This is a genomic window from Marinobacter sp. MBR-105 (assembly GCF_053628895.1).
Map to the genome: position 1 here is coordinate 30,360 of NZ_JBRJHG010000020.1, position 19,000 is coordinate 49,359.

At 59.9% G+C, this 19,000-nt stretch carries 15 protein-coding genes; 9 read left to right on the plus strand and 6 right to left on the minus strand.

The genetic code is table 11. The features are described 5' to 3' along the window. Nucleotides 1-26 precede the first annotated feature (26 nt). The 6 genes from yfbR to ACSSVV_RS18650 all read left to right on the plus strand — a co-directional run bounded on the left by yfbR (nt 27) and on the right by ACSSVV_RS18650 (nt 7,540). A complete protein-coding gene (yfbR, locus tag ACSSVV_RS18625) occupies nt 27-632 on the plus strand; it encodes a 5'-deoxynucleotidase (protein WP_011783737.1) in 606 nt (201 codons plus the stop codon). A gap of 129 nt (nt 633-761) precedes the next feature. Next, complete coding sequence (locus ACSSVV_RS18630; RefSeq protein ID WP_014420137.1) at nt 762-1,577, plus strand: SDR family NAD(P)-dependent oxidoreductase; 816 nt, start codon at nt 762-764, stop codon at nt 1,575-1,577. A 91-nt stretch (nt 1,578-1,668) separates the two neighbouring features. Then, on the plus strand, nt 1,669-2,775 hold the full coding sequence (locus ACSSVV_RS18635; protein WP_023011989.1) for a GGDEF domain-containing protein: 1,107 nt from the start codon (nt 1,669-1,671) through the stop codon (nt 2,773-2,775). Nucleotides 2,776-2,828: 53 nt separating this feature from the next. Continuing rightward, the gene (locus tag ACSSVV_RS18640; protein WP_011783740.1) at nt 2,829-3,605 is read left to right on the plus strand and encodes a class II glutamine amidotransferase; all 777 of its coding nucleotides are present in this window, start codon (nt 2,829-2,831) and stop codon (nt 3,603-3,605) included. 120 nt (nt 3,606-3,725) lie between these two features. Continuing rightward, nucleotides 3,726-4,796: a DUF2156 domain-containing protein gene (locus tag ACSSVV_RS18645; RefSeq protein ID WP_454106726.1), complete on the plus strand. Its 1,071-nt coding sequence runs from the start codon at nt 3,726-3,728 to the stop codon at nt 4,794-4,796. Next, nucleotides 4,793-7,540 (plus strand): LuxR C-terminal-related transcriptional regulator, encoded by a 2,748-nt coding sequence (locus ACSSVV_RS18650; protein ID WP_454106727.1) that lies wholly within the window; start codon nt 4,793-4,795, stop codon nt 7,538-7,540. The genes ACSSVV_RS18645 and ACSSVV_RS18650 overlap by 4 nt, the downstream gene beginning before the upstream one ends. A 13-nt stretch (nt 7,541-7,553) precedes the next feature. Here the strand turns inward: ACSSVV_RS18650 and ACSSVV_RS18655 are convergent, their stop codons facing one another. After that, complete coding sequence (locus ACSSVV_RS18655) at nt 7,554-8,447, minus strand: metal-dependent hydrolase (RefSeq protein WP_011783744.1); 894 nt, start codon at nt 8,445-8,447, stop codon at nt 7,554-7,556. Nucleotides 8,448-8,666: 219 nt separating this feature from the next. On the opposite strand from ACSSVV_RS18655, the gene ACSSVV_RS18660 reads away from it, so the two are divergent. Both ACSSVV_RS18660 and ACSSVV_RS18665 read left to right on the plus strand, forming a co-directional pair. After that, nucleotides 8,667-9,773, plus strand: coding sequence for a helix-turn-helix transcriptional regulator (locus tag ACSSVV_RS18660; protein ID WP_011783745.1), 1,107 nt, complete (start codon nt 8,667-8,669; stop codon nt 9,771-9,773). Between the two features lie 107 nt (nt 9,774-9,880). Continuing rightward, a complete protein-coding gene (locus tag ACSSVV_RS18665; RefSeq protein WP_011783746.1) occupies nt 9,881-10,288 on the plus strand; it encodes an NINE protein in 408 nt (135 codons plus the stop codon). Here the strand turns inward: ACSSVV_RS18665 and ACSSVV_RS18670 are convergent, their stop codons facing one another. Together ACSSVV_RS18670 and ACSSVV_RS18675 are read right to left on the minus strand one after the other, a co-directional pair. Continuing rightward, the gene (locus ACSSVV_RS18670; RefSeq protein ID WP_011783747.1) at nt 10,289-11,656 is read right to left on the minus strand and encodes a WS/DGAT/MGAT family O-acyltransferase; all 1,368 of its coding nucleotides are present in this window, start codon (nt 11,654-11,656) and stop codon (nt 10,289-10,291) included. A 101-nt stretch (nt 11,657-11,757) separates the two neighbouring features. Then, nucleotides 11,758-13,635: an MFS transporter gene (locus ACSSVV_RS18675; protein ID WP_023011991.1), complete on the minus strand. Its 1,878-nt coding sequence runs from the start codon at nt 13,633-13,635 to the stop codon at nt 11,758-11,760. A 136-nt stretch (nt 13,636-13,771) separates the two neighbouring features. On the opposite strand from ACSSVV_RS18675, the gene ACSSVV_RS18680 reads away from it, so the two are divergent. After that, nucleotides 13,772-14,437, plus strand: a complete 666-nt coding sequence (locus ACSSVV_RS18680) for a nitroreductase (RefSeq protein WP_023007831.1) — start codon at nt 13,772-13,774, stop codon at nt 14,435-14,437. A gap of 10 nt (nt 14,438-14,447) precedes the next feature. Here the strand turns inward: ACSSVV_RS18680 and nirD are convergent, their stop codons facing one another. The 3 genes from nirD to ACSSVV_RS18695 all read right to left on the minus strand — a co-directional run bounded on the left by nirD (nt 14,448) and on the right by ACSSVV_RS18695 (nt 18,870). Continuing rightward, a complete protein-coding gene (nirD, locus tag ACSSVV_RS18685; protein ID WP_023007830.1) occupies nt 14,448-14,816 on the minus strand; it encodes a nitrite reductase small subunit NirD in 369 nt (122 codons plus the stop codon). Between the two features lie 169 nt (nt 14,817-14,985). Further along, nucleotides 14,986-17,499, minus strand: a complete 2,514-nt coding sequence (nirB, locus tag ACSSVV_RS18690; protein ID WP_454106728.1) for a nitrite reductase large subunit NirB — start codon at nt 17,497-17,499, stop codon at nt 14,986-14,988. 27 nt (nt 17,500-17,526) lie between these two features. Further along, nucleotides 17,527-18,870: an NAD(P)/FAD-dependent oxidoreductase gene (locus ACSSVV_RS18695; protein ID WP_288036750.1), complete on the minus strand. Its 1,344-nt coding sequence runs from the start codon at nt 18,868-18,870 to the stop codon at nt 17,527-17,529. Nucleotides 18,871-19,000 lie beyond the last annotated feature (130 nt).

Consider the following 19,000-nt stretch of genomic DNA (forward strand, 5'->3'; position numbering starts at 1 on the left):
ATCGGAATACACGGAGTTCCGCAGCCATGACCGACAGCCCGGGCCGAAAGGCCAGCCATTTCTTTGCCTATGTGTCGCGCCTGCGCTGGATCAAACGCTGGGGCCTGATGCGCAATGCTATTGATGAAAACGTGGCCACCCATTCCTGGGAGGTGGCTACCGTTGCCCACGCCCTGGCGCTTATTCGCAACCGGCATTTTGCCGGAACGGTGAATGCAGACCGTGTCGCTGCAGCGGCTCTCTATCATGATGCCACCGAAGTGATCACCGGGGATATGCCCACCCCGGTGAAATACCATTCCCGGGTGATGCGGGAGGCGTTCGGCGACATCGAACACAAGGCCGAAGCTGAATTGCTGGCGCTGTTGCCGGAAGACCTGCGGGAGGATTTTTCGCCCTATGTGCGGGAATCCCGACTGGGGCCGGAAGAAAAGGAACTGATCAAGGCGGCGGACCGTCTCTCGGCCTGGCTGAAATGTCGTGCCGAACTGCGTGCCGGCAATCCGGAGTTCGGCCCCGCGGAGCAGCAGATCCGGGCACGCCTGGAAGCGGACGGCCTGCCGGAAGTGCAGTACTTCCTGGAGGTGTTTGCACCCGGGTATGACCAGCCCCTGGATAACCTGCTGGGTTGATTGGAGGACTGGCTCTGGTGCCGGGCTCGCCAGGGGTCCAGTGCCATAGGTTTGCCTCTGGTGGCTCTCTAAAGTGGCGAATAACGAAAGCGCTGCTTTACTGAAAGACCACAACAAGAGGTTCCCGCCATGAAAGATCTGAACAACAAGGTGGCTGTCGTCACCGGTGCTGGCTCTGGTATCGGCCGATCCCTGGCCAAATCCCTCGCGGCCCGGGGCTGTCGGCTGGCTCTTTCCGATGTTAACGAGGCGGGGCTGGCGGAAACCGCAGCCAGCCTGGGCGGCGCCGAGGTAAAAACCTACCGCCTGGATGTCTCCGACCGGGACGCTATCTACGCCCACGCCGCGCAGGTCCGCAAGGAATTTGGTCAGGTTAACCTGATTATCAACAACGCCGGTGTGGCCCTCTCTGCCACGGTGCGGGAAATGACCGACGCCGATTTCAAGTGGGTGATGGACATTGATTTCTGGGGCGTTGCCCACGGTACCCGGGCGTTTCTGCCGTACCTGATTGAATCCGGCGATGGTCATGTGGTGAACATCTCCAGTGTGTTTGGCCTGATCGGAGTGCCCAAGCAAAGCGCCTACAATGCTGCCAAGTTTGCGGTGCGTGGGTTTACCGAGTCCCTGCGCCAGGAAATGAAACTGGAGAATCAGCCGGTTCAGGTCAGCTGTGTGCACCCTGGTGGCATCCGCACCAACATTGCCAATGCCGCGCGCATGGGCAAATCCGAAAACGCCGAGGCCCAGCGCAAGGGCTTCGACAAGCTGGCCATGACCACTCCGGACAAGGCGGCTGAAATTATTGTCAAAGGCATCCTCAAAAACGAATCCCGTATTCTGGTGGGGCCGGATGCCTGGGGCATTGACGCCATCAATCGGTTGCTGGGCTCGGCCTATCAACCGTTGGTGGAGCGGTTCTCCCGCAAGAACCTGTATATCTGAGGGCTCGCGGTAACCTGATCTCCGTTGGCTGGTTGTTTTACAGCCAGCGGAGACCGACTATACTCTCTGGTTGATCCAGGGAAGAGTCAGCATGAATACGTCAAAGCATCCGGATCTGGGGACGGCATTGGAACAAAGCCGCTCTGGACTCCGGGATAACCACCGTCGCTCGCTTACCAGGCTGTTGTTTCTGGTGACTGGCTCTGCGCTGGTCGTTTTTTCCTGTCTGCAATTTTTCAACGGTTATCCATGGGTGGCGCTGGTCGAGCTGTTGGCCAGTGGGCTGCTGTTCTACGGCGTTTTTTGTCTGAAAACCACGGCTCACCTGCAACAGTGGATCTACGCCTATCTGGTGTCGCTGTTTTCGTTTTTCATCGTCATCTTGCTGTTGCCAGAGGCCTCCATTGCGGCTTTTGTCTGGGTTCTGATGATGCCGGTTCTGGCCTACCTTCTGCTCGGCAAGCACGAGGGCATGATCCTGAGTGTGCCCTTTATGCTGGTGGGCGGGGTGGTTTACTACTTCTTCCTCGGTGATGTGGGTTCTGCCCACCGGATGATCGATCTGCTCAACATGGTTCTGTGCGGTGCCCTGATGCAGGTGTTCATGCACATGTACGAGGTGCGTCGGGAAGAGGCTGAGCAACGGTTGTTCGACATGGCACAGACCGATGCCCTGACCGGCCTGGCCAATCGCTCCAATTTCCAGTCAACACTGGCCCGCACTATTGCCGAGTGTGAGCGCAGCGGAACCGATTTTGCTCTGGTGATTATGGACATCGACCACTTCAAACTGGTCAACGATACCCTCGGCCACGATGCCGGTGACTACGTATTGAGGAGCATCGGGCAGTGCCTGACCGAGCGTCTGCGCACGACCGACTTTGTTGGCCGGCTGGGCGGCGAGGAATTTGGCCTGATTCTGAGGGATGCAAAGCCTGGGGATGCCTTTGAACTGATGGATGAGTTGCGGGAGCGCATTGCCCGGCGGGAGCTGAAATACGGCGAAGCGGGTATCCGCGTGACCGCCTCCTTTGGTATTGCCCAGTGGCCGGAGCATGGCAGGGAGGCGGAAACGCTGTTCTGTGTGGCAGATCGCTGTCTCTACAGCGGCAAGCGGGCAGGCCGGAACCGTGTGGCGCCCGCCGGTGCCGGACAGCCTCCGAAATCCGTCGGTTCGATGGCTGGAGGTCTCGGTTGATTCGGGTATCCTAGCGAATACACCCGGAAGCAAGGCCGAGGATACCGCCAACCATGTGTGAACTGCTGGCCATGAGCGCCAACACCCCGACCGATCTCTGTTTCAGCTTTACCGGTCTGACCCGTCGTGGCGGTGACACTGGCCCACACAAGGATGGCTGGGGCGTCGCTTTCTACGAAGGTAAAGGGGTACGCTGTTTTCACGATGCCGACGCCAGTGCCTCCTCGCGCATTGCCGAAGTGGTGCAAACCCACCCCATCAAGAGTGAAGTGGCCATCTGCCACATTCGTCAGGCCAATGTGGGTGATATCTGCCTGGCCAACACCCACCCGTTTATCCGCGAGCTCTGGGGCCGCTACTGGGTCTTCGCCCATAATGGTCAGCTTTCGGAGTTTTCCGCGGCGCCCGGCTTCTACGAGGCCGTTGGCAGCACCGACAGCGAAGCCCTGTTCTGCGATATCCTGAACCACCTGCGCAGTCATTGCGATCGAGACACTGCCACCGAGCAGGTGGTGGAACGGCTGGTTCAGCTGTCCCGGAACTACGCCCGCCAGGGGGTATTCAACCTGCTGCTAAGCAACGGCGACTGGCTGTTTACCTTTTGCACCACCAAGATGGCCAGTATTACCCGACGGGCGCCGTTTGGCCCCGCCCGCCTGAAAGATGCCGACGTTACCGTCGATTTTGAATCGGAAACCACACCCAACGACATTGTCAGCGTCATCGTGACCGAACCCCTCACCAGCGACGAAACCTGGGATATTTACAAGCCGGGTGAATGGCGTTTGTGGCGACGGGGCGTTGTGGTGATGCAGGGCTCGGAATTGTGACCCAGTTCCGGTGGGGCGCCAGGCACTCAACCCTTTGACCGATGGCCGGCCGAGGCACGGCCTTTAGCATTTTGTTCTGAACACAGGAAAGCGGTATCAGAACAACAAAGGGAATGACCCATGCCTGCCTCTCATCTGTCTGCGGCGGTGGCCCCGGCTGCCGATGACCGGAATATCAACTCGAGTGTGCCGGACCCCGGGCGTTGCCATGAACGCACCGCCGAGCACCTGATCCGTCTGCACGGGAGCCAGTCCAGCAGCTATTTTGCCTTGCAGCCGGATTGCCGGCACTTTCTCAGCCCCGGTCTCGGGCTGGTACCGTATGTTCCGGTAAAGGTGTTGGGGCAGCGGGTAAACGTGGTGCCCACAAGACCCCTGGCGGGAGCACAGAGTATGGGCCGGCTACTGCAGGCGTTCGAGCAGAGTGTGCCCGGCCCCTCACTGTATGTCGGCGTCGATCAGTCGCTCCTGGGGCCGTTGGGCGAGCTTGGTTACGATGCCACGGTGATGGGTACGGAGTTCTCGGTTGATCTGACCAGGTTCTCGCTTCGTGGCAAGGGGATGAAGCAGCTGCGCCATGCCCGCAATCTGGACAGGCGGTGTCGAATCGAGGTGCGGGAGCAATGTGGAGATGAGGTGAACTGGCACAAGGTGGCGGGTATCTCGGAGCGCTGGCGCCTGGGCAAGGCGGTCAAGGAACGGGAACTGGGTTTGCTCACGCGGCCACCGGTGTTTGCAGACGAATGGGGAGTGCGCAAGTTCTACGCCTATGTGGAGGGCGAGCTGGCCGGATACGTGTTCTTTGATCCTTGGTACCGTCACCATGAACTGGCGGGCTATTGCGCCAATATTCTGCGGGCGTCGCCGGAAATGAACCGGCTCGGCGTTCTCGACCACATTATTCTTCAGGCGGCCAGTCAGTTTCGTGAGGAAGGTGTGCCGGAGCTGTCGCTGGGCATTGCGCCCTTGCACGGCGTGCGCCACTGTCCGGGTGACCGGCCAGGCCTGCGCCGCCTTCAGAATATCCTGTACCGCTATGGGAATCGCCTTTACGCCTTCCAACCTCTGGCCTACCACAAATCACGCTACCGTGGCCGGGAAACTCCCTGGTTTGTCTGTGCCCGGGAACTGGGCAGTACCCGACTGGTTGCCACGCTGATGAAGGGCACGGGTCTGCTCGCACTGCCATGACCCGGATTTCTGAACAGGCCTCCCAGTTTGGAGTGCCGGGGCTGGTTGATAACACCGGCACTGACTATGCTGAAGCTCATTTGCCAACGGTAGTGAGCTCCATGGTTGCCGAAACCAAATTAACCCGTCCCGGGCTGCCTTCAGGCTTGTTGCTTGAGCCCTCACGGTTGCAGGCCCTTGATTGTATTGAACAGGTGCCGTTTGTACTGGTGTCGGCACCGGCCGGTTTCGGCAAAACCACATTGGTCAGTCAGTGGCTGGAACAGGAAAAACCGGTGCATGCCTGGTTGACGCTGGACCATAGGGATAACGCGCCGGCCCTGTTCTGGAATGCCGTGGCCAGCGCCCTGGCGCGGGTGAACCCACGATTTGCCATTCGCGAGAGCACCTTGTTAGCCGCGCTGGAACCGGGTGCCGCTGTTGACCCGGTGACCATGCTGATCAACCGCCTGGCGGATTATTCCCGAACCTGGCAGGCACCCAGCCGCCTGGTTCTGGTGCTGGATGATTTTCACCTGCTTGACCAGCAAGTACTACTGGAGCAGATCCGGCGCTTTATCGACTTTGCTCCGGGTTTTTTGCGCATTGTCTGTATCTCGAGGCTGGATCCCCCTATTCGCACCGCGCAGTTACTGGCTCGGCAACAGATGGTTCGGCTGGGGCCGGAGGTGCTCCGTTTTGATCTGGCGTTGACGCGAAAATTCGTCCAGGCCCGCCGGACTGATCTCTCCGAAGACCAGATGTTGCAGTTGCATCAGCGCACCGGCGGATGGCCAGCAGCGTTGCAGCTCTCGGCATTGTCGGAAAATCCGTTAAGCCAAGTACCCGGTCCTGGCCAGAGAGCCCTGAGCGACTATCTGCTGGAGGAAGTGTTCGCTGGCCTGGAGCCCGGGCTACAGGGATTTCTCCAGGATATGAGCCTGCTCCCTCTTTTCTCACAAGAGGTTGCTGATGAAGCCCGGAATGATAGCGATGCCGCGGACTGGATCGCAGCCATGCGCGAACGCAATCTGCTGTTCCAGACTTACGGAGAGGGTCACTACTGGTATCGCCTGCATGATCTGCTGATCGACTGGCTTCAGGCGCAGGATCGGGAGCCTGAGCGGGAAAGCTCCATACGAATCAGGGCGGCCGAGGCATTCCGCCAGCGGGGCCTGATTGTGGAGGCCCTTGAGCTTTTTCTGGCCGAAGGCTGCTATGACCAGGCGGAAGCCCTGGTACCGTTGCTGTTGCAGGCGGAGGACCTGAGCGGCTACCGGTCACTGCCTTCGCGCTTCCCGGACAGTGTTCGGATGTGTTCTCCCGCGCTGCTTCTGCTGCAGGCGCTGTTTGCCTTCATGGATGGTCAGTACGGAGCAGTGCTTGAGCATCTGGCCGCGGCCGACCGGCTTCTGCAGTCGACAGACCCGTCACCGGACACCGAGGCTCTGCAGTTTGTCTCCATGTTGTTGGGCTGGCCCTCGGCACGGTTTGCCGGCCACCGTGCAGAGGCCGAGCAGTCCCTGACTCAGATACAGGCCCGGTTGGCCAGCGCTCCAGCCGGCCTGCAACACTGGGGGCTGTATACCCTGGGTACTGAAGCCTTTATGGAGGCACGATTGGGGCCGGCGCGCACCTTGTTGACCGATGCGCTGGCAGGGGCCCTGGATAGTGGCGATAACCCCTGTGCCCTGCGCTGTCTGGTCATGCTGGTTCCGGTTCTGGTGCAGGGCGGTCGCATTGGCGATGCCCGCCGCTGCTATGAACAGACTCGGCTGAAGCTTGCCCACGGTCCCCGGAGTAAGGAACAGGTTTGCCTGCTGGCCTACCTGGAGGGCTTGTTGGCGCTGGAGCATCACGATCTTGAATACGCGACAAAACGGCTAGGCGAGGCCGGTCTGATTGCCGACCAGCATCTGACGCCGCTGGATCAGCTTTACCTGGCGTTTGAGCGGTTTCGCCTGGGCATGGTTTTGCGAGACTCCGAACTCTGGCAGCAGGAACTCACCCGGATTGAGCAGTTGCACCAGGTTATGGGCCAGTTGCGCTGGCACCATAACATTCCACGCCCGGAGGTACTGGAGGCGTTGGCGCGATGGACGGAGGGTAACGGCTTCCCTTTGATTCTATGGGCCCAGAGCGATCCGGAACCGGTTGTAGGTAACCGCTTTTGTACCCTGAACGAAACCTTGTTGAAACTGATCGGTCAGTTGCTGGCGGCGTCGCCGGTGGCCCGGGAACTGGCAGCCCTGCGAACAGAGGCGGAAGAGGCGGGTTTGCTTCAGCTGGTGTGTCGTCTTGATCTGGTCAGTCTGATGGTTCAGGCCTTCGGAGATCAGGATCCTGAGGGAGCGGTGAAAAAGCTTGATGCACTGTTGGCGCTCTGGGTGCCCCGTGGTCTGGTGCGCCCCTTTGTGGATGCGGATCCCCGGCTGGATAGTCTGCTAGACGCCTGTATTACCCGTGGGTGGTCGGAGGTGGAAGCCAGCCGGATACTGGCTCTCCGGCAGGCCCGGATGGAGCCGGACGCCGAAACCTGTGCCCGCACCCCGGAAGTCGCTGGTCCTGATGAACCGTTAAGTGATCGGGAACAGGGGGTGTTGGATCTGCTGGCAGAGGGACTCAGTAACAAGGCCATCAGCAAACAGCTCGGCATCTCAGTGGCGACGGTAAAGTCACATTTGAGCAATATTTACGGCAAGCTTCAGGCCGAGAACCGAATGCAAGCGGTTGCTCGCGCCCGGGAACTCGGCCTGATGTCATAGAGCGGGTGCACGATTACTGCAGCGTGCGCCGATTGCCGTTCTTGTACTGGGGCGCGATGTAGTCCTGGATCTGTTCCTTGAAACGACCGATCAGCTCACTGTTGTCCTTGTCCCAGGGATGGAAGCCGGGCTTGAAGTACTCCAGCCAGGTCGGGATCAGACTGGAGAAGGCGCCGTTTTTGCCCCACATGCGCCACATACCTTTGGCGGCGTCCTTAACGGAGAAATGGCTGCGGTCCTTCAGGGCCATGCGGCCGGTATACCAGGTGCCGACAATACCCAGGGCTACGGTACTGAAGACCTGGTAAAACGCCCGCTCGGTGTAGGTACCGCCAGCCTGGAGGAAAACGTCATAAGCAACGGCCTTATGCTCGGTTTCCTCAATGGCGTGCCACACCCACAGCGGGCGCATGGATTCGTGCATGTCTTCGCGTATATCGTCACGCTCCAGCAGCATGTCGGCCATCATGGCTGTGATGTGCTCCAGGGCGCAGGTAATGGCCAGCTGGTGGCGTTTGGGCAGCTTCCGTGCCACGTCCAGAATCACTTTCAGATCCCGCTCCATCTCTTCTACCGGCATGCCCTGGTCGCGGACATGCTGGTTCATGGCGATGTGCTCGAGCGAGTGCATGGCTTCCTGGCCGATGAAACCGCGCACGTCCTCTTTCAGCTTCTTGTCCTGGATCTGGTCCCGAAACGCCCGGACCGAGTCCACAAAAAACTGCTCACCCTCGGGAAACAATACAGACAGGGCGTTCATGGTATGACTGATCAGATAGTTGTTATCCACCCAGTATCTGGGGACCTGTTCGCCAAACTCGAAACCCATGCGCTGGGGTTTGATGGAGACATTGTCCGGGGTATGGGAGGCCTTGCCCGGTTTGTTCGTTTGTGTGGTGGTCAGCATGGTTCTACTCCTTTGCGACGGAACGCTTTGGCTGATGTCATGAAGTCAGTGTGGCGGAGTCAATCCGGATACTGAATGCGCGAAGGGGACGGGCATCGTCCACAATGGGACAGGGGATTGGCCCGGGCGACAGCGGAGTCGGGGCAGCGGGCCCCACTGTGGCGGCAATCCGGTTCTGATAGAGTCAGAAACACGATAAATATCAATCAGGGACACACTATGGCAGGTACCGGTGCAGACAACGAGCGGCAAATGTTGGGGTTGTTCCTGGTGCCCGGGGTGTACCTGCGGGTACTGGCTGAAACCGTTCGTCAACTGGGTTACAACGACCGCCAGCTTTATCAGGGCCTGGATTTCACACATGAGGACCTGAAAGCCAACGACAGTCGGGTTTTCGTCACTGACGCCACTCTGATGGCGCAGCGCGCGCTCGAGGTGGCGGGCAAAGATGGCCTGAGCTTTATACTGGCGAGAGAGTTGCGGCTGACCATCCATGGCACCCTGGGCTTCGCCGCGCTCACCAGCCCGACCTTTGAGGGTGCGTTGGACTCTGTCCGTCGTTATCTTCAGCTGCGGGCGCCGTTTCTGAGCATGAAACAGTCCATAGCCGGTGACAAGGTGCTGGTTCAGCTGTGCGCGGAGTTTGCGTTGCCGCCTATCTCCGAGTTTCTGGCCGAGACGGTCAGCGCCACGTTGATTCTGCTCACTGAACAACTACTCGACCGGAGCGATGCCGAGGCCCGGGGTTTTGCCCTGGAAGAGGGTAAATTACCGGGCGTGTCGGTACACCTGCGGGGCCCTGAGCCAGCCTATTACCGGCGGTTTGCCGCCCAGTTGCCGGTCCGTTTCGAGTTTGGCCAGCCCGAGGAAATGCTGATTTTCCCCCGCAAGCTGCTGGACGTGCGCATGCGTCTGGCGGATGCTGAAGCCTCCCGGATGGCCCGGGACCAGTGTGAATTCGAGTTGCAGAAGGCGCTCAAGGAGCAGGGCGACATCGTGCTGGCGATTCGCAATATGCTGCGGATGACCCCAGGCCCCTTGCCCTCCCTGGAGGCCATGGCCGAGCGCTTCTGCGTGTCTTCCCGCACCCTGAAGCGGCGGTTGGCGGACCGGGACACCAGTTATCGGGAGATTGTCGAGGCCGTGCTGAAAGATCGGGCCATCCAGTTGCTGCGCTACACCAATCAGTCAGTCAGTGAGATTGCCTATGAACTGGGCTATGCCGATCTGTCCAATTTCAGCCGTGCTTTCCGCAAGTGGACGGGTAAATCCGCCAGTGAGTTTCGCGAGGACGGGCCGGACCCGGCACCGGATCTGGGACCCTGAGAGTCGTTTGTGATTCCAGCGTTCGCCCCCATATTGTACTGGTCAGGCGCTCGTTGTGCGTCTGTGGTGACACACCAAATCCAACTGTGAACAGGAAGAACGCCGCAATGATCGAAAGACCCGACACCCACAGCAAGCTGATCGGCTACCTGCTCTGGATTTTCGGATTCCTGGGTTCGCACCGTTTCTATTATGGCAAGCCGGTGACCGGCACCATCTGGTTCTTTACTCTGGGGCTGCTATTCATAGGCTGGATTATTGACCTGTTCCTGATTCCGGCCATGGACAAGGAAGCTGATTACCGGTTCCAGGATGGCCAGATCAGCTACAACATCAGCTGGATACTGCTGACCTTCCTGGGGGTCTTCGGGGTGCACCGGATGTATATGGGCAAATGGCTCACCGGCATCCTGTACCTGCTCACCGGCGGCCTGTTTTTCATCGGTGTGCTGTACGATTTCTGGACCCTGAACAGCCAGATTTCCGAGCGTAACCGGGCCGATCAGCTGGCCTGATTACAGACCGGCGTTGAGCTCCAGCTCTGCCAGACCCTGTTCCAGGTAGTCCAGCATCCGTTGCAGGCTGGGCAGGGTCCGGCGACAGCCAATCAGGCCGAACTCCACCTGGTCGTTATAGCTGGTCAGTGTCATGTTCAGGGCCAGTCTGTCCATATCGATAGACACCGGATACATGCCTTCCAGTTTCGCCCCGTTCCAGTACAGGGGCCTGGATGGCCCGGGGACATTGGAAATCACCACATTGAAGGTCTGCCACTTGGGCGCCAGCCCGGTCAGCAGGTGGAAGGCGGCCGGCGCCAGGGTCAGGGCCGTGTAGTTGACGATTTCCTCCGGGCTCATATGACGGTAGCGCTGCTTGGCCTCTTCCATGCCATGGTGGATTTTTAACAGTCGTTCGCCGGCCTCCTGCACATCGGTGTGAAGGCTCGCCAGGATGACGCCTACCTGGTTGCCCCCGGAGCTGTCGTCCCGGCGTAGTGACACCGGCACAAAGGCCACCAGTGGTTTCTCCGGCAAGGCATCCTGATTCATCAGATAGGTACGCAGAGCCGCTGCGCACATGGCAGTTACGACATCGTTGACCGTGGTGCCATAGGCCTCGCACACGGCGCGAATCCGTTTCAGGCACCAGGACTGGGCGGCGAAACGACGGGAACCGGTGATTTTCTGGTTCAGCATGCAGCGCGGGGCATGGAAAATGGAGTCGTAGGCCGGATCCTTCCGGGCCTGATTGATGGTTTTCAGTAGCTCCTTTGCCACAGTGGGAATGGTGCCGAGCTGGCGGCCCGAAAGCCCCAGCAAATGGGTGACACTGCGCCAGAGGGAGTGTCCGTCCGACTCACCCCTATCCCGTGACAGGCAAGGCAGATCCCAGATTGGCGGCATGCCGTGTTCGTCCGGGTTTTCACTCAGCATCCGGGTGGCCATGCGCATGGCCGAGACACCGTCCACCAGGGAATGGTGAACCTTGGTGTAGAGCGCAAACTGCCGGTCTTTCAGGCCCTCGATCAGGTGCACCTCCCACATGGGGCGCTCCCGGTCCATCAGGTGCGAATGCTCCGCCGATACGAACGACAGCAGCTCCCGAATACGCCCGGGTGTGGGCAGCGCCTCGAAGCGGAAATGATGCTCAAGGTCCAGGTGCTCATCCTCCACCCATACCGGCTGGCCCAGGCGATAGCTCAGGCGCTGGTTAAAGGGGGCGGTCACCTCCGTCTTCTGCCGAAGCTGGTCTGCCAGCTGCGCGACATAGTCGTCCGGTGCGCCTTCGGGGAAGGAAAACAGCTGGAGGCCGCCCACATGCATGGGCTGCTGGCGTTTTTCCAGCCAGAGAAAGAGCTGGTCAGTGGGATTCAGGGGCGTCACGGGGCAATCCTTGTTCTTGGTTTATGCCCCGATACTACCCCACTCCGAGCGGGTAAAAATTGGCTTTGGTAACAGCACCACCAAAAAGCCCGGCGAAAAGGCTATTGCGCGTCTCCACGCAGCGCTTTGACCTTTTGTTCCAGGCGCTCGGCACTGGCCTCGTGGGGCGAGACCGGGAGACCAGCCAGCAGGTGAATCCGGGACCAGAACCGCCGTGGCCAATGGCTGAAGGCCGGCCCGCCACAATGGCTGAAAAAGCTGCCCCAGAGGCCGCGCAGTGCCATTGGCACCACCGGTACCGGTCGCCGGGCCAGAATCATGTCGACACCGGGCTTGAAGGTATCGACTTCGCCGTCTTTGGTGAGTTTGCCTTCCGGGAAAATACACACCACATGGCCGGCTGCGAGTTCTTCATCAATGCGGTCGAAAGCGGCTTCGTAAATCTCCGGCACCTTCGATTTCGGACCAATGGGGATAGCCTTGGCCAGGCGGAAGAAACCGCCCATGACCGGTGTCGCGAAAATGTTGTGATCCATCACGAATCGGACGGGTCGCCGCACCGCGCCGGCGATCACCAGGGCATCCATGTAGGAGACGTGGTTGCACACCAGCAGCACGGGGCCCTGCTCGGGTATACGGTCCAGGTTGTGGTGCGTGACCCGATAAATCGTGTGGGACAGGACCCAGATGACAAAGCGCAGGGCAAAGTCCGGTACCTGCTGGTACACGTAGGCCGCCACCATCAGGTTCATGATCGACAGCACCAGGAAGAACTCGGGAATGGTGAGTCCGAACAGGCCGAGCATGAGCATGCCCAGCAGCGCGCTGACCACCATAAACAGGGCGTTGAAAATATTCAGGGCGGCGATCACGCGGGCCCGGGTGGCCGGTGGTGTTTCCTGCTGGACATAAGCATACAGCGGCACGATAAACAGGCCGCCAAAGATACCAATGGCCAACAGGTCAATGGCCACCTGGCGATAATGGGGATCGGTTATGATCAGCCACCAGTCTGAGGGAATTGGCTGCTCCGGCATATTGAAGAACAGATCGATGCCGAAGAAACTCAGGCCAATGGAGCCGATGGGTACGATCCCCAGTTCAATCTTGTGGCCGGACAGCCGCTCGCAGGCAATGGAGCCGGCGGCGATGCCGATGGTGAAAATCGCCAGCAGTAAGGTGACGACCGTTTCGTCACCCATCAGGTGAGTCTTGGCGAAGTTCGGAAACTGGGTCAGATAGGCGGCACCCAGAAACCAGAACCAGGATATCGCCATGATGCTCAGGAATACATTGTGATTGTCCCGGGCAATGGCCATCAGTTTCCAGGTTTCCTGCAGCGGCCGGAAACGAATACGCAGATCCGGCGCTGCCGCCTCGGCCCTGGGAATCCGCCAGGCGGCCACCAGTCCAATCACCGCCAGCACCGCAACGGCGATGGCAATCACGGGGCCGGGAGCCGCAGCTTTCATCATCACGCCGGCCATCAGGGTACCCACCAGGATGGCCACAAACGTGCCCATCTCTACCAGCGCGTTACCACCCACCAGCTCGGATTCTTTCAGGGCCTGGGGCAGGATCGCGTACTTCACCGGCCCGAAAAACGCGGATTGTACGCCGGTGAGAAACAGCAGAAGGAACAACACCTCGTACCAGCCAAACCAGAGACCGACCGCGGCAATGCCCATGATCACCACCTCGGCGAATTTGATCCAGCGGATAACCGTGGATTTCTCGTACCGGTCCGCCACCTGGCCGGCGATGGCGGAGAACAGGAAAAACGGCAGGATAAACAGCATCGCGGCGAGATTGACCACCACATCCGACGACAGGCCAAACAGGCCCCCGGCGCTGTAGGTCACCAGCAGCAACAAGGCATTCTTGAACAGGTTGTCGTTGAAGGCACCGGCAAACTGGGTGACAAAGAATGGCAGGAACCGTCGCTCGGATAGCAGGCGAAACTGACTGTGATCTTCCATAACCTGAGGCTCTCCCTATGGGGTTCGCCGCAGACTATACGGCGCCCGGGAGGTGGTCAAGCGCGGCTGTTGTGCGCATACTGGATGCAGGATTGTGTTCCCAACCCAATGTTCTGGATGATGTGGAGTCTTGCCTATGGATGTTCAGCAGGCTGTTGTGTCACGCCGCTCGGTGCGGGACTTTCTGGATACCCCGGTGCCTGAAGCCACGCTTCGAACGGTAATCGAAACGGCGACCCGGTCGCCATCCGGAGGCAACCTGCAACCCTGGCATCTGCACGTCGTCACCGGCGATGCTCTGGCCCGACTCAAAGCCTTGATGCAGGAGAAGGTCAGCAAAGGTTTCAACGAAGTGCCGGAATACGAAATCTACCCACCAAAACTGCAATCGCCCTACCGCGACCGCCGGTTCGAAATCGGCGAACTCATGTACCGCCGGCTCGACATCCCCAGGGAAGACAAAGCCGCCCGCTTCGAATGGTTCAAACGCAACTTCGAATTCTTCGGCGCTCCGGTCGGCCTGTTCTGCACCGTCGACGACAACATGGGCCCGCCCCAGTGGTCCGATCTGGGCATGATCCTGCAAACCATCATGCTGTTGCTGCGCGCCGAAGGCCTGGACAGCTGCGCCCAGGAATCCTGGTCGGTGTACCCGAAAACCATCAGCGAATTCCTGGGCTTGCCTGAACACCGCAAAGTCTTCGCCGGCATGGCCATCGGCTACGCCAACCCCGACAGCCCGGTGAACCAGCTAACCAGCCCAAGGGCACCGCTGTCGGAGAACGTCGAATTTATCAGCTGAAAGGCGAACCTCAGGCGGCCACCGATGCCGCCTGAGCCACCGGCACTTCCAGCCGGATCCGGTTGCCGTCCAGCAACACCGGATAGACCTTCACCTGCACGCTCTCGTCTTCCAGACATTGCCCGCTGCGCAGATTGAAATGCTGCTTGTACAACGGTGACGCCACCACCGGCTCACCGTTGATATCCCCGGTAATGCCTCGGGCCAGCACGTTCGAGCCACTGAACGGATCGGTATGGCTGATGGCAAACAACGCCGGCAGGCGGTGCGGCAGATAAAACACCGCCACTGGCCCGTCCTCGGTCCAAACCGCAATGCCGGAATCAGCTACCAGATCGTCCACGGTGCACACTGCTTCCCAACAAGTCCGAGCTTTCATAAAACGTTCTCCTGAATCCCAATGTCTTTAATTTGCCTATCCCACTCATGTCTGCGAGCGCGGGGCCGGGGTAATTTTCTGGTAGGAAAAAAGATGTCTGAGCAAAGCGAGTTATTTTTTCCAGAAGAAAATTACCCCGGCCCCCGTGCTCCGCCCCAAAACCAGAAGGCTACGAAGAAACCGCCTCCAATTCCGGCCTACGCTGCCCCCGCTCCGAAGTCCAACGCTGCACCGGATCCTTCTGTTCCGGCGCATTCACAAACTCCCGGAACCGCTTACGCTTCTCCGGATCCTCCACGGCGGTCCTCCACTCGCACTGATAGGTATCCACCAGATCCGCCATATGCTGCTCCAGCTCCTCGCCAATACCGAGGCTGTCCTCCAGCACCACCTGCTTCAGATACTCCAGCCCACCTTCCAGATTCTCCATCCAGACCGACGTCCGCTGCAGCCGGTCCGCCGTGCGCACATAGAACATCACCACCCGATCAATGGTCCGGATCAGCTCCTCATCCGACAGATCGGTGGCAAACAGATCCGCATGCCGCGGCCGCATCCCGCCGTTGCCACACACATACAGGTTCCAGCCCTTCTCCGTGGCAATAACCCCGAAGTCCTTGCTCTGGGCCTCCGCGCATTCCCGGGTGCAGCCAGAGACCGCCATCTTCACCTTGTGGGGCGCACGCAGGCCCTTGTAGCGATTCTCCAGCGTGATCGCCATGCCCACGCTGTCCTGCACGCCGTAGCGGCACCAGGTGCTGCCCACGCAGGACTTCACCGTGCGCAGGGACTTGCCGTAGGCGTGGCCGGTCTCAAAACCGGCGGCGATCAGCTTCTCCCAGATCTCCGGCAGCTCGCTCAGGGTGGCGCCGAACAGATCCACACGCTGGCCGCCGGTGATCTTGGTGTACAGGTTGTACTCCCTGGCCACCTCGCCCAGCACAATCAGCTTGTCCGGAGTAATTTCACCGCCGGGAATGCGCGGCACAATCGAGTAAGTGCCGTTCTTTTGCATGTTGGCCATGAAGGTGTCGTTGGTGTCCTGCAGGGGTACGTGGTCGGTGGCCAGAATGTGCTCGTTCCAGCAAGTGGCCAGAATGGAGCCCACCGTTGGTTTGCAGATGTCACAGCCCTGGCCCTTGCCGTATTGTTTGAGCAGGCCCCGGAAGGTGCGGATACCGTTCACCTTCACCAGATGAAACAGTTCCTGTCGGGTGTAGGGGAAATGTTCACAAAGGTCGGTACACACCTCCACGCCGCGCTTTTCCAGCTCGCTGTCCACCACCTTCTTCAGTAAAGCCGCACAGCCACCGCAGCCGGTACTGGCCCTTGTTTCAGTCTTGACGCCGCCCAGGTCGGAGCAACCGGCGTCAATGGCACCGCAGATATCGCCCTTGGTGACGTTGTGGCAGGAACAGATGGAGGCTGTGTCCGGCAGGGCGTCGGCCCCCAGGGCAGGCGCGCCACCTTCGCTTTCCGGCAGAATCAGCGCCTCCGGGTTGGCTGGCAGCTCAATGCCATTGAGGGCGTACTGCAGCAGGGTATCGTAGGGGCCGTTGTCGCCTACCAGAATGGCGCCCAGCAGAGTCTTACCGTCCTGGCTCACCACCATGCGCCGGTAGTGGCCGGCCTGCTCATCGTGAAAACGGATATTGCGTGCACCCGGGGTCTGGCCGTGGGCATCGCCGATGGAGCCCACATCCACCCCCAGCAGCTTGAGCTTGGTGCTCATATCGGCACCGGTAAAGGCCGCACTGGTGTCTTTGTTCAAAGCGGCCGACAGGGTGCGCGCCATGGTGTAACCCGGAGCCACCAGTCCGAAGATGCGATTGTTCCAGAGTGCGCATTCACCGATAGCGTGAATGTTCGGGTCTGAGGTGGTGCATTGATTGTTGACCACAATCCCGCCGCGTTCGCCCACCTCCAGGCCGCAGGCCCGGGCCAGGGTATCCTGGGGACGGATGCCAGCGGAAAACACAATCAGATCGGTTTCCAGATGGCTGTCGTCGGCGAAGTTCATCCTCAGCCGCGCGTCGCTGCCCGGAACAATGGCCATGGTGGCCTTCTCGGTGTGCACCTGAACGCCCAGATCCTCGATCTTCTGGCGCAAAAGGGCGCCACCCTGCTCGTCCAGTTGCACAGGCATCAGGCGCGGGGCAAATTCCACCACATGGGCCTGCAGGCCCAGGCTTTTCAGGGCGTTTGCCGCTTCCAGCCCCAGCAGACCGCCGCCCACCACGACACCGGTTTTCGCTGACTGGGCACTGGCCTGAATGGCATCCAGATCGTCCAGGGTTCGGTACACAAAGCAGCCATCCTGATCGTTGCCCTTAATGGGCGGTACGAACGGGTAGGAGCCGGTGGCCAGCACCAGTTGATCGTAGGTGTACTCCCCTTTTGGTGTCGTCAGCACGCGGCTGTTCCGGTCGATGGCGGTGACCGGCTCATTCAGGCGAAGATCAATGCCCTGGTCCGCGTACCAGTCTGCTGTGCCCATGGCGAGGTCCGCGTGAGTGGAACCGGTGAAGTACTCCGACAGATGCACCCGGTCGTAGGCCAGCTGCTTCTCTTCACCGAACACGATCACCCGGTAGGTCTCGGCCGCCGGGGACTGGCTGAACTGTTCCAGGAAGTGATGGCCAACCATACCGTTGCCGATCACGATCAGGGTCTGTTTACTCATCTTGCTGTCCTCTCTCTTGGCAACCTATCAGGCTGCTGCGTCGCAATAGGTTTTGCCGAAAGCGATGGTGTCCCTGTAGCGGGAGACATCGGCGCCGGAGCGAATCAGTTCGCTGTACCAGGGGCCGTTGGCGGTATCGCCCAGCAGGATGGCGCCGGCCAGCCGGTTGCAATCCAGCAGCAGTTGGCCGTAGACCGCGTGGGTTCGGTCCTGCCATTCAACAATTTCGGTATGCTCGCCGGGGACTATCCGGCCACAGGAAAAAATGGGCAGATCGCTGATTTTCAGTCGGGTGGCGACTTCTCCGGGCTCAAATACTCTGGCTCCCGGCACCTGGCAAAGAAGCTGTGCCAGGATCCGGGCCTGCTCGTAACCGGGTTCGACCAGGCCAAAGGTGTGTTCCTGAAACTGACAGCACTCACCCAGTGCGTAGATATGCGGGTTGGACGTCATCAGGTTCGGAGTGACTCGAATACCCCGGTCACAGTTGAGGCCGGCGTCAGCTGCCAATCCCTTGTTGGGTTCAATACCGGTAGCAATAACCACCAGGTCCGTGGCCAGTACCGTGCCGTCACTCAGTTCCACGGCGCGGACCTGATTCCGACCGAGCAGGGAGACCGGCGAGGTGCCGGTTCGGATACTCACCCCCCGCTGCTGTAACTTCTGCTTCAGAATATCGCCAGCGATCGGGTTCAGCTGTCGGTTGAGCAGATGACCGCTGCGGTGCAGCACCGTAACGTCCATGCCCCGGGTCCTGAGCCCTTCGGCCGCCTCCAGGCCGAGAAAGCCTCCGCCGATGACCACGGCCCGACGGTGTGACTTTGCCTGCCGGATCAGCGTGCGGGTGTCGGCCAGGTCCCGGAAGTTCATCACGCCGTCAAGGTCTTCACCGGGGAGGCCAAGGCGGGAGGGCTGTGCTCCGGTGGCCAGCACCAGCGTGTGATAGGACTGGGTGCGACCACAGGCGGTTGTTACCTGGCGCTGGCCCGGACTGATATGGGTGACAGGCTCATGCTGGTGCACCTCTATTCGGTGCTTGTGGAACCACTGCCAGGGTTTCAGTTCCAGATCGGTTTCCTGAATCTGATCGGCCAGCAATGACGACAACTGGATCCGGTTGTAGGCAGCGAAGGGCTCACCGTTAAACACCACAATGCGGCTGAACGGATGCCCCTGGGCTACCAGTTGCTCCAGCAGCCGCTGCGCGACCATGCCATGGCCGCAGATCACCAGTGGGTTATCCTGTGTGTGTTCCATGGAACTGAGTGCCTCCAGCAACGAAAAAAGCCGGAGCATCATGCTCTCCGAAGAGAACAGATGGTCCGGCACCAATGCCAACAACAATGATCTGATGGTCCGGCCTGATTCCATGGCCGGGACAGTCGTCCTTGTCTAAGTGTTAGCGATCTCCGTGCCAACTTTTTCAGGCTTTATTATTCAATGGCTTAGGTGAGTCCGCTGAAGGAGTCCGGCTCGTGGGTATCAAAAGGGTGCCCCGGGA